This is a genomic window from Streptacidiphilus sp. ASG 303 (assembly GCF_020991365.1).
In the GTDB taxonomy this organism is placed as follows: domain Bacteria; phylum Actinomycetota; class Actinomycetes; order Streptomycetales; family Streptomycetaceae; genus Peterkaempfera.
Genome location: NZ_JAJLRA010000029.1, coordinates 62,050 through 73,836 on the forward strand (window position 1 = coordinate 62,050; position 11,787 = coordinate 73,836).

Genomic DNA, 11,787 nt, shown 5'->3' on the forward strand with positions numbered 1-11,787 from the left:
CCGCGCCCCGGCACGGACCCACCGGTCCACCGCCCCGGCGGGCCGCCCTTACCCTGATCCCATGAGCGACCTGCCGCACCAGCCGGACCCGACCGAAGACGCCGCCGGTGCGGGCGTGGACGACCTCCCGCCCCGCCGGCTGCTGCTGGTCCACGCCCACCCCGACGACGAGTCGATCGGCAACGGCGCCACCATGGCCCGGTACGCCGCGGAGGGCGCCCTGGTCACCCTGGTGACCTGCACGCTCGGCGAGGAGGGCGAGGTCATCCCGCCGGAGCTCGCCCACCTGGCCGCCGACCGCGACGACACCCTCGGCGCGCACCGGACCGGCGAGCTGGCCGCCGCCATGAAGGAGCTCGGCGTCACCGACCACCGCTTCCTCGGCGGCCCGGGCCGCTACCGGGACTCCGGGATGATGGGCGTGCCGAGCAACGACCGCCCCGGCTGCTTCTGGCGCGCCGACGTGGACGAGGCCGCCGCCCACCTGGTCGCCGTGGTGCGCGAGGTGCGGCCGCAGGTGCTCGTCACGTACGACGAGGACGGCGGCTACGGGCACCCCGACCACATCCAGGCGCACCGGGTCGCCATGCGCGCCCACGCGCTGGCCGCCGACCCGGCGTTCCGGCCGGACCTCGGCCCGGCCTGGGCGGTCCCCAAGGTCTACTGGAACTGCATGCCCCGCTCGGTGCTGGAGGCCGGCTTCGCCGCGCTGCGCGCCGCGGGGAAGGAGAGCCCCTTCCCCGGGGTCGCGAGCGCCGACGACGTCCCCGGCGTGGTGGACGACGCCCTGGTGACCGCCGCGGTGGACGGCTCCGCGCACGCGGCGCGGAAGGCCGCCGCCATGGCGGCGCACGCCACCCAGATCGCCGTGGACGGCCCCTTCTTCGCGCTCTCCAACGACTTGGGCCAGCCGATGCCGGCGGTGGAGTACTACCGGCTGGTGCACGGCGTGCCCGGCGTCGCCGACGGCTGGGAGGACGACCTCTTCGCCGGCCTGGACACGGGTCCGGACAGCGGCCGGGGCGCCGCCCCCGCCCGCGCCGGGGAGACCCGGTGAGCCCGGCCATGCCGGAGGACCCGCGCCCGGGCAGGCCGCTGCCGGTACCGCCGCGCCCCCGGCCGTCGGGGGTCGCCGCCGTGCTCGGCTCGCGCGCCGAGCGGCTGTCGGAGGCGCCCCCGCCGCGCGCCGCGCGGGCCGCCGCCTACGCGGCCCTGACGGTGGCGGGGGCGGTGACCGCGCTGGCCGGCTCCTTCACCCAGTCGCTCTGGTTCCCCGGCGGCCTGCTGCTGGCGCTGGCGGCGACCCTGGGCCTCTTCTACGGCGGGCTGCGGCTGACCACCACGAAGCTCGGGGCGGGCGCCCCGCTGGCCGGCTGGTTCCTCGCGCTGATGGTGCTGATGAGCCCGCGGCCGGAGGGCGACTTCGTCCTCGCCAGCGGCATCGGGTCGTACGTCTACCTCTTCGCGGGGGCGGTGGGGGGCGTGATCTGCGCCACCCTGCCGACCCGCCCGCTGTACGAACCGGGCTCCGGGGCCGGGCGCGCGGGCGGTCGCTGAGCCGTCCGGCCCGTCGGGGCGGTCCTCCCTGAACCGTCCGCCGCCGGGACACGTCATCGGTGGTGTCCGCCGGGAGCCGGCCCTCCGGACGACGACCGGACGACGGTGCGTCAGCAGCCCGGACAGGGAGGTGCATACGCCGCGATTCGGACCAACGGGGTTCTATCGGAACCGGACCGCCACCACGGCGTTCCCAGTATGGTGGTGCGGCGGCCCCCCGAACGGCGGGTCGCCCGCAGGACCCTAGACTCCCGACAGCGGTACGCACGCCGGGAGGCACCGGCCGTGCCCCGCGGGGCCGGTCCGCGGGCCGGCGCCGGCCAACCAGATCCTGTGTGCGGTGCGCCGCACGGAGGTCGATCCACCATCCGCGACTGGAGCCCCCGGCGGGCGACAGAGGCGAACCCGGAGCAGCATTGAGCAGCCGCGAAACTGACAACGCGTCCCCGAGCCCCCGCCGCAAGGGCGGGGACGCCTATCCGTCGGGCACGCCCCCGTACGGCGTGCCGCAGGTCACCGGCGCCGACGGCCGCGCGCCGGGCGGCTTCGGCGGCAACGGCCTGCGGGACGGCGGCTTCGGCACCGGGGGGCCCGGCCCGGCGGGCGGCGCCGAGGAGCCCGCCGCCGAGGACGGCCCCCGCACCGAGACCACGCTCACCACGCGCATCCGCATCAACATCCCCGGGTCCCGGCCGATCCCGCCGGTGGTGGTGCGCAGCCCCGTGAAGGACGGGGAGGCGGCCGAGCAGCCGGCCCCCGGCGACGGGAAGGACACGGCGCCCCGGCGCCGGGCGGGTGCGCCCGCCTCGCCGGTGCTCGGTGTGATGGACCCCGAGAACCGCACCTCCACCCCGCCGGACCTGCCGCCCGAGTGGCAGACCCCCGGGAGCGGGGAGGCGCCCGCCTCGCCCGACGCCACCGGCGAGTGGTTCCGGCCGCGCCGGAAGTCCGGGCCCGGGGCGGACGGCCCGCCCGCGAGCACGCCGCCCTCGAGCACGCCGCCCCGGGGCACCCCGAACGGGAGCGCCCCGAACGGGTCGGCCCAGAACGGCGGTCGGAGCGCGGGCGCGCCCGTCCCCCCGCCGTCCGCTCCGGCGCCCGACGAGTCGTTCGCGCCCCCGCGCACCACCGGACGCCCCGGCCAGGCCGAGCCCGGCCGCGGCACCGCCCCGGAGGGCACCCCGCCCCGGCGGGGCCCCGGCGGCCCCCGGCCCGGCGGCGCGCCCGCGTCGCCCTTCGCCCCGCCGCCCCAGCAGGGGTCCGGTGGCGACGCCTTCCCGGACGGCCCCGCACCGCGGCCCGCGGCCGGACCGTTCCCGCCCGGCCTCGGCGTCCGCAGCCGCCCCGCGGGCGGCGCCCCCGGCGGCGCTCCCGGCGACGGCTTCCGGCCCGACCGCGGGGACGACCCCTTCGGGCCCGGCCCGGCCGGGCCGGGCCGGGACACCCGTCCGCGGAACACCGCACCGGGGGACGCCGCCCTGGGGGACACCGCCGTCGGCGGCTTCCCCCCGGTCGCCGGCGGGCGCCCGGAGGAGAACACCGCCGCCTTCCCGGCCGCAGCCGACCCGTTCGCCGGCGGCCCGGCGGGCCACCCGGCCGACCCCTTCGCCGGCGGTCCGGCCGCGCCGTCCGCGGACCCCTTCGGCCCGGGCTTCCGCGAGGAGGACTTCCGCCCCGGTCCCGCGGGCGCGTCCCGGCCCGCCCCGGTCACGGTGCCCGTGCCCGAGGCCGGCCCGGCCGACGGCGGGGCGGCGGACGACGCCCCCGCACCGCGCCGTCCCGGTCGCGCGAAGAAGCTCCTGGTCTACGCGGTGGGCGCCCTGGTCTGCGCGGCCGGCGCCGCCTACGGCGCGGGCCTGATGCTCAACCAGGCCGACGTGCCCAAGGGCACCACCGTGCTCGGCACCGACATCGGCGGCAGCAGCCGTGACGCGGCCGTGCACACCCTGGACTCCACGGTCGCGAGGATCGGCCGGCAGCCTGTCCCGATCAGCATCGGCGGGCGGCAGGTGTCCCTGGACCCGGCCACGGCGGGGCTGTACTTCGACACCACCGCCACGGTGGACGGGCTCACCCGGCACAGCTACAACCCGGTGGACGTCGTCGGCTCGCTGACCGGCGCCACCAAGGCCGTGGCGCCGGAGGTCAGGATCGACCTGCCCAAGCTCCGCGCCGCCCTGCAGCAGCTCGCGGGCCGGGCGGGCCAGGGCCCGAAGGAGGGGTACGTGTCGTTCGCCTCCGGCAGGCCGGTGGTCGTGCCGCCGAAGGCGGGCAAGAGCGTCGACGTCGACTCGGCCGCCGCAGCGGTCCGGCGGGCCTACGAGGCCCGGGCGCAGGGACGGACGTCCGCCCCGATCGAGCTGCAGGTCACCGACGCGCGGCCGAAGGCCTCCCTCGCCGACCTCCGGGCGGCCGCGGCGGGCCTGGGCCGGCAGGTCGTGCAGGGCGGTTTCGTCCGGGTCCGGCGCGGCCAGGCCGACCAGGTGGGCGTCCCGTTCGGACCCGCCACGTTCGCCCGCTCCCTGCGGCTCGCCCCCGACGCGAGCGGCAGGGTGGTCCCGGTGTTCGACCTGCCCGTCCTGGAGTCGCGCATCAAGGGCGCCTTCACGGGCCTGCAGATGAAGCACGGCTCCACCGTCGGACCGGTGACCGTCAAGGACGTCGCGGACGCCATCTCCTCGGCCCTGGACAAGACCGGCGCCGGGCGCACCGTCGTCCTGCCCGTGACCGCCGGCTGACCCCCGGGCGTCCACCGGTCGGCGGCACGCCGGCCGGACGCCGCCCCGCACGGCGAAGGCCGGGCCCGGACGCTCCGGGCCCGGCCTTCGGCGCGTCCGCCGCCCGGGTTTTGTCAACGGCGTGTAAACCGGCCCCGGAATGGTGGCGGGTTGGCGTCTGTGGCGAGTATTGGCCACCGCCCCCGGAATCCCCGCCGAAGCGATTAGCGGACCGCCCGCAAACCGCGGGGAGGGCACCCACCGGTCGGCCATACCTCCCGAACCGCGCACTCGCTCCATAGATCCCAAAAGCGGCATAACCACAGCCCCCACCCCGCCGTACGGCGGGTCCGGAAAAGGCTTGTGAGCCACCGTCACCGCTCAGCGGACAGTCGTGGAAATGACGTCCGATTATCGAACAGGATGATCGGCGGAGGCGCTGCGGGGGAATAGTGCGCTTCCCCCGCACCGGGCTTCCGGGAACCAAAGAGCGGCGGCCCCTAAAAGCGCCGAGCGTTACCAATCTTTGATCGGCTGCTTGTCGACAACGCCGTCACGCCGCGGCAAGGATATGGCCCGAAGCCGTTCACCAGCGGCAGTTCGACGTCCGGTCATCACCCGTGGCGCATGCTCATGTCATACGTCGTCGTCGGCCGCGCCACTCGTACGCGACCCGCGCGGGGCCGCAGCGTGCGCGGCAGAGCACCGGACCGTAGGGAAGGGTAAGAGCGTGGGTCGCTTCCTGCTGCGCAGGTTGGCCAACTACATGGTGCTCGTCATCGTGGCATCCTGTCTCGCCTATTTTCTGGCCGCCCTGAGCCTGAACCCCCGCTCGAACTTCGAGTCGAAGAACCCCAGACCGCCGGAGGCGGTCATCTCGAAGACCCTGCAGGAGTACAACCTCGACCCGCACACCCCCGTCTTCGAGCGCTTCGGGCACTGGGCGGCCGACGTGGCCACCGGCAACCTGGGCAAGAACGTCAAGGGCGGCTCGGTCAACGACGACTTCGGCCGGCGGGTCGGCGTCAGCGTCCGCCTGCTGCTCATCTCCACCCTCCTCGGCTCCCTCGGCGGCGTCTTCCTGGGCGCCTGGGGCGCGATCAGGCAGTACCGGTTCTTCGACCGGTTCACCACGCTGGGGTCGTTCTTCGTCCTGGCGATGCCGATCTTCGTGATCGCGATCTCGCTGGAGCTGCTCGCGGTCAACTTCAACCACGCCGCCGGCAGCACCGTGCTGCAGTACACGGGCGAGTACGACCCGGACGTCAACGGCTTCTGGGCGCAGCTGCTCAGCCGGTTCAACCACCTGATCCTCCCCACCCTGACCCTCGTCCTGGTGCAGATGGCCACCTACAGCCGGTACCAGCGCAACACCATGCTCGACGTCCTGGGGAGCGACTTCCTGCGGACCGCGCGGGCGAAGGGCCTGCGGCGGCGCACCGCCCTGATCAAGCACGGCCTGCGCACTGCGGTGCTGCCGATCGTCCCCCTGCTCGTCTACAACGTGGTGCTGCTCTTCACCGGCGCCACCTTCACCGAGAAGATCTTCAACTGGCACGGCATGGGCGAGTGGCTGGTGGACTCCATCAACACCAACGACACCAACTCCGTCGCCGCCGTCAGCCTCTTCACGGCCGTCGTCGTCCTGGTGGCGGGACTGCTCTCCGACGTCATCTACGCGGCACTCGACCCCCGCGTCCGCGTCAGCTGAGCACCGCCCGCACCGCACCACCAGTCCGCCGCCCCCAGGAGTTCGCGCCATGAGTCTTCAGCAGCAACCGGCCCTCGAGCCGGAGGAGGCCCCCGCCGTCGCGGTGGGTGCCCCCCTGTCCTCCCAGGTCACCGCCCCCGTCGCACCCGGCCGCTCCGGCCGCCTGCGCCTCACCCTGCGCCGGTTCGCGCGCAACCGGCTCGCGCTGGTCGGGATCGGCCTGCTCGTCCTCCTCTTCCTGCTGGCCTGGGTCGGCCCGCTGCTGGACAAGTGGAGCTACGAGGACCTCGACTTCGACGCGTTCCTCCAGCCGCCGTCGGGCGACCACTGGTTCGGCACGGACCAGTCCGGTGCCGACCTGTTCGCGCAGACCTGCCGCGGCCTGCAGAAGTCGCTGGTGATCGGCCTCCTGGTGGGCCTGATCGTGACGGCGCTCGCGGCCGTGGCCGGCGCCTCCGCCGGCTACTTCGGCGGCTGGGTGGACCGGGTCATCATGTGGGTCGTCGACCTGCTGCTGGTGATGCCGAGCTTCCTGATCATCGCCGTGCTGTCCCCGGTCTTCCAGGGCGCCACCTGGCTGATCTTCGTGGTCCTGCTGGCCGCGTTCAGCTGGATGATCACCGCGCGGGTCATCAGGAGCATGACCCAGACGCTGAAGGACCGCGAGTTCGTCAAGGCGGCCAAGTACCTGGGCGTCCCCACGTGGAAGATCATCGCCCGGCACATCCTGCCCAACATGGCCTCCCTGCTGATCATCGACGCCACCATCCAGGTCAGCGTCGCGATCATCGGTGAGAGCGGCCTCTCCTACTTCGGCTTCGGCATCCAGGCCCCCGACGTCTCGCTGGGCACCGTCATCGCCGCGGGCACCACGTCCGCCACCACCTACCAGTGGCTGTTCTGGTTCCCGGCCGGCTGCCTGGTCCTGGTCGGCCTCGCCATCGCCTTCATCGGCGACGGACTGCGCGACGCGCTCGACCCGAACGCGGCCGGCGCCAAGGCGAAGCCCGGGAAGGCCCGCCGCAAGGCCGCGGCCGCCCGGGCCGCCGCCTCCCCGCAGACCTCCGAGGCAGACGTGCTGGGGTCGAAGTGACCAGCGAGCCGCAGGACAGCAGCAGCCCCGCCGGCCCCGGGCCGGAGCAAGCAGGAAGGACCACCCGCGTGATCGAGACCCGTCCCGAGCCGGGTCGGGCGCCGGCAGCGGCGACCGCCCCCGTGCTGGAGGTGGAGGACCTCCACGTCACCTTCCCGAGCGAGGCCGGCGAGGTGCAGGCGGTCCGCGGGGTGTCGTACTCCGTGCGGCCGGGCGAGGTGCTCGGCATCGTGGGCGAGTCGGGCTCGGGCAAGTCCGTGAGCTCGATGGCCGTCCTCGGCCTGCTGCCGGAGAGCGCCTCGGTGCGCGGCGCGATCCGGCTGGGCGGCCGCGACATCCTGGGCCTCGGCGACCGGGAGATGTCCCGGATCCGCGGCCGGGAGATCGGCATGGTCTTCCAGGACCCGCTGTCCGCCCTGACCCCCGTGTACTCCATCGGCACGCAGATCGTCGAGGCCCTGCAGATCCACCAGGACCTGTCGAAGGAGGCCGCCCGCAAGCGGGCGATCGAGCTGCTGGACGTGGTCGGCATCCCCGACCCCAACCGCCGGGTCGACGCCTTCCCGCACGAGTTCTCCGGCGGCATGCGCCAGCGCGCCATGATCGCGATGGCCATCGCCAACGACCCCAAGGTCATCATCGCGGACGAGCCCACCACCGCCCTGGACGTCACCATCCAGGCCCAGGTGCTCGACGTGCTGAAGAAGGCCCAGGACGTCACCGGCGCCGCGATCGTCATGATCACCCACGACCTGGGGGTCATCGCCGGCTTCGCCGACCGCGTCATGGTGATGTACGCGGGCAAGCCGGTCGAGACCGGCACGGTCGACCAGGTGTACTACACGCCCCGGATGCCGTACACGATCGGCCTGCTCGGCTCGATCCCCCGCCTCGACAACGACGGCGGCCCGCTGATCCCCATCGAGGGCACCCCGCCGTCGATGGTGGAGCTGCCGCCGGGCTGCCCCTTCGCCGCCCGCTGCCCGATCACGATCGACCGCTGCCTGGAGGTCGAGCCCTCGCTCGTCGCGCCGGAGGGCGTGGACCACCCCGTGGCCTGCATCCGCGGCTACGAGCTGGGCCGGGAGGGCGGCCTGGTCCCCGAGGAGATCTACCCGGTCCCGGAGCTGCCGGAGGCGGGCCCGCAGGAGCGGCTGCCGCGTGCCGAGCGCGCCGCCGTCCTGGAGGTCGACGACCTCGTCAAGCACTTCCCCCTGATGAAGGGCGCGGTCTTCAAGCGCCGGGTCGGCACCGTCCGCGCCGTCGACGGCATCAGCCTGGAGATCCGCGAGGGCGAGACGCTGGGCCTGGTGGGCGAGTCGGGCTGCGGCAAGACCACCACGCTGCTGGAGATCCTGGACCTGCCCACCGGGCAGGGCGGCACCATCAGCGTGCTCGGCAAGGACACCCGGCACCTGAAGCGGGCCGACCGCAAGGCGCTCCGCCGCGACGTGCAGGTCGTCTTCCAGGACCCGATGGCCTCCCTGGACGCCCGCATGCCCGTGGGCGACATCCTGGCCGAGCCGCTGGAGACGCACGGCTGGTCGAAGGACCGGATCGCCGCCCGCATCCCCGAGCTGCTCGAACTGGTCGGCCTCAAGCCCGACCACGCCGACCGGTACCCGCAGGAGTTCTCCGGCGGCCAGCGCCAGCGCATCAGCATCGCCCGCGCCCTGGCCCTGGAGCCGAAGCTGGTGATCCTGGACGAGCCGGTCTCCGCGCTCGACGTCTCCATCCAGGCCGGCGTGCTCAACCTGCTGAACGACCTCAAGGCGCGGCTGGGCCTGAGCTACCTGTTCGTCGCCCACGACCTGTCGGTGGTGCGCCACACCGCCGACCGCGTCGCGGTGATGTACCTGGGCCGGATCGTCGAGGTCGGCGAGACGCACAAGGTCTTCGAGGCGCCGTCCCACCCCTACACCCAGGCGCTCCTGTCGGCCGTTCCGCTGCCGGACCCGCACAAGGAGCGGGAGCGGAGGCGGATCCTGCTCACCGGCGACCTGCCGAGCCCCGCCGACGTGCCCAGCGGCTGCCGCTTCCGCAACCGCTGCCCGAAGTTCGCCCAGCTGGACGAGGCGAAGGCCCAGCAGTGCCGGGACGAGGACCCGATGCTGCACTCCCTCGCCGCGGACCACTCCGCCGCCTGTCACCACGCGGCGGCGCTGCAGGTGGTCTGACCGCTGCGGCATCACCCCAGATCCAGGTGCCGCCGGCACCGTGCTCGACCCGGAAAACCCGTTCCCCCTGGGAGAAACCCTGTGAAGCACTCCAGAATCCCGCTCGCCCTGGTGGCGTCCGTCGCTGTCGCCTCCCTGAGCCTGACGGCCTGCGGCAGCGGCGGCGGCGACAAGAAGGCCGACCCTGCGGCCAGCAAGTCCGCCGAGAACGCGGTGAAGATCACCACCAGTGACAACAACACCGTGCCGCGGGAGAAGCTCAAGAAGGGCGGCACCCTCACCTGGGCGATCGACCAGTACTCCGAGCAGTGGAACTACCTCCAGATCAACGGCGCGGAGTACTCCACCGACGCCGTGATGGAGGCCCTGCTCCCGGTCCCGTTCCACGTGGACGAGAAGAGCACGCCTTACGTCGCCAAGGAGTTCTTCAGCGACGTGCAGCAGTCCACCAAGGACGGCAAGCAGGTCGTGACGTACGACATCAACCCGAAGGCCAAGTGGTCCGACGGCTCCCCGATCACCTGGAAGGACCTCGCCTCCGAGGCGAACGCCCTCAGCGGCAAGGACGCCAAGTTCCAGGTCGGCAGCACCACCGGCTACGAGGACATCGAGAGCGTCGTCAAGGGCACCAGCGACCAGCAGGCCGTGGTGACCTTCAAGAAGAACTTCGGCGACTGGACCGGCCTCTTCGCCCCGCTGTACCCGGCGAAGTACACCGCCACCGCGGACGCGTTCAACAAGGGCTACCTGAACAAGATCCCGATGACCGCGGGCCCGTTCAAGCTGCAGTCGATGAACGCGACCACCAAGACGGTCACGGTCGTCCGCAACCCCGACTGGTGGGCCGAGCCGGCCATCCTCGACAAGATCATCTTCCGTGCGCTGACCACGGACGCCGCCCCCGGCGCCTACGCGAACGGCGAGATCGACTTCGTCAACATCGGCCCCAGCGCGGCCGGCTTCAAGCAGGCCCAGGGCCGCACCGACGGCGAGATCCGCGAGGCCGCCGGCCCGCAGTTCCGCCACTTCACCTTCAACACCAAGAGCCCGGTGCTCGGTGACGTCGGCGTCCGCAAGGGCATCGCCCAGGCCATCAACCGCGAGGCCATCGCCAAGTCCGACCTCCAGGGTCTGAACTGGCCGCCGCTGATGCTCAACAACCACTTCTTCGTCAACGGCCAGAAGGGCTACCAGGACAACTCCGGCGACGTCGGCAAGTACGACCCGGCCGCCGCGAAGGCCACCCTGGACTCGGCCGGCTGGAAGATGAACGGCCAGTACCGCCAGAAGGACGGCAAGACCCTCGAGGTCAGCTTCGTCTACCCCGACGGCACCGCCGTCTCGGAGAACGAGGGCAAGCTGGCGCAGAAGATGCTCCAGCAGGTCGGCGTGAAGCTCGACATCAAGGCCGTGCCGTCGGACGACTTCTTCGACAAGTACGTGCAGCCCGGCAAGTTCGACATCACCGCCTTCTCCTGGCTGGGCAACGCCTGGCCGGTGTCGTCGAACAAGTCGATCTACCAGAGCCCCAAGGGTGACAACAACTTCCAGAACTTCGCCTGGTACGCCAACCCGGCGATCGACGCCGCCATGGCGAAGAGCGTCAGCGACCTCGACCCGGCGCAGGCGATCGCGGACACCAACGCGGCCGACAAGCTGATCTGGCAGGGCGTCACCGTCTTCCCGCTGTACCAGCGCCCGGCCATCTTCGGCGCCAAGAAGACCCTGGCCAACCTGGGTTCGCCGCAGAACCAGCAGGAGGTCGTGTACCAGAACATCGGCTTCACCGGCTGACACAGCCGCCAGGCCGCATGAGGGAGGCCCGGACCGCACCCGCGGTCCGGGCCTTCCGGCTGTCCGGCTGTCCGGCTGTCCGGCTGTCCGGCTGTCCGGCTGTCCGGCTGTCCGGCTGTCCGGCTGTCCGGCTGTCCGGCTGTCCGGCTGTCCGGCTGTCCGGCTGTCGGACCGTACCGTCTTCCGTTCCGGTCCGGGGGGCGGTGGGTCGGGAGGGCGTGCGGGGCCGTGCGGGTGACGCCCGCGCAAACGGCCCGGCCGCGCCCGCCCCCTCGACGGGGGGCGGGCGCGGCCGGGCCGCTGCGAGCCGGAGCCGGCACGCCGTGGCACGCCGCGGTCAGGCGGCGTGCACCACGTCCTTCTCCTCGGCGAAGTGGCACGCCGAGTCGTGCGCCGCCTCGCCCTTCAGCCACGACGGCGCCGCCAGCAGCGGCACCTCGGTCGCACACCGCTCCTGCGCCTTCCAGCAGCGCGTGCGGAACCGGCAGCCCGACGGCGGGTTCGCCGGCGAGGGCACATCCCCCTGCAGGATGATCCGCTCCCGCCCCTCACGCGCCTCCGGATCCGGCACCGGCACCGCCGAGAGCAGCGCCTGCGTGTACGGGTGCGTGGGGTGGTCGTAGATCTGGGTGTCCGTGCCGATCTCGACCATCTTCCCCAGGTACATCACCCCCACCCGGTCCGAGATGTGCCGCACGATCGACAGGTCGTGCGCGATGAACATGTACGACAGGTCGA

8 protein-coding genes are annotated in these 11,787 nt (G+C 73.2%); 7 read left to right on the top strand and 1 reads right to left on the bottom strand.

Features of this window, described 5'->3' with window-relative positions; translation table 11 throughout:
• The first annotated feature begins 61 nt into the window (after positions 1-61).
• The 7 genes from mshB (at position 62) to LO771_RS25705 (ending at position 11,049) form a co-directional block, all read left to right on the top strand.
• Entirely contained in the window at positions 62-1,057 is a 996-nt protein-coding gene (mshB, locus tag LO771_RS25675) for an N-acetyl-1-D-myo-inositol-2-amino-2-deoxy-alpha-D-glucopyranoside deacetylase (protein ID WP_255744840.1), read from the top strand.
• On the top strand, positions 1,054-1,557 hold the full coding sequence (locus LO771_RS25680; RefSeq protein ID WP_230746926.1) for a DUF6113 family protein: 504 nt from the start codon (positions 1,054-1,056) through the stop codon (positions 1,555-1,557). Before mshB ends, LO771_RS25680 begins: the two co-directional genes overlap by 4 nt.
• A gap of 416 nt (positions 1,558-1,973) precedes the next feature.
• The gene (locus LO771_RS25685; protein ID WP_230746927.1) at positions 1,974-4,295 is read left to right on the top strand and encodes a peptidoglycan binding domain-containing protein; all 2,322 of its coding nucleotides are present in this window, start codon (positions 1,974-1,976) and stop codon (positions 4,293-4,295) included.
• Between the two features lie 709 nt (positions 4,296-5,004).
• Positions 5,005-5,985, top strand: a complete 981-nt coding sequence (locus tag LO771_RS25690; RefSeq protein ID WP_230746928.1) for an ABC transporter permease — start codon at positions 5,005-5,007, stop codon at positions 5,983-5,985.
• Positions 5,986-6,034: 49 nt separating this feature from the next.
• Positions 6,035-7,078 carry an ABC transporter permease gene (locus LO771_RS25695; protein WP_230746930.1) on the top strand — a complete coding sequence of 348 codons (1,044 nt, stop codon included), beginning with the start codon at positions 6,035-6,037 and terminating at the stop codon, positions 7,076-7,078.
• Between the two features lie 68 nt (positions 7,079-7,146).
• Positions 7,147-9,255, top strand: coding sequence for a dipeptide ABC transporter ATP-binding protein (locus tag LO771_RS25700; protein WP_374228244.1), 2,109 nt, complete (start codon positions 7,147-7,149; stop codon positions 9,253-9,255).
• Positions 9,256-9,336: 81 nt separating this feature from the next.
• A complete protein-coding gene (locus LO771_RS25705; protein WP_230746931.1) occupies positions 9,337-11,049 on the top strand; it encodes an ABC transporter family substrate-binding protein in 1,713 nt (570 codons plus the stop codon).
• A gap of 337 nt (positions 11,050-11,386) precedes the next feature.
• Here the strand turns inward: LO771_RS25705 and LO771_RS25710 are convergent.
• Positions 11,387-11,787, bottom strand: a 401-nt coding sequence (locus tag LO771_RS25710; RefSeq protein ID WP_230746932.1) for an ABC transporter ATP-binding protein, incomplete at its 5' end; no start/stop codon positions are given.

Excerpts from the sequence above, each read along its gene's own strand:
- mshB (WP_255744840.1), top strand. The coding sequence starts at position 62 with ATGAGCGACCTGCCGCACCAGCCGGACCCGACCGAAGACGCCGCCGGT.
- LO771_RS25695 (WP_230746930.1), top strand. The coding sequence starts at position 6,035 with ATGAGTCTTCAGCAGCAACCGGCCCTCGAGCCGGAGGAGGCCCCCGCC.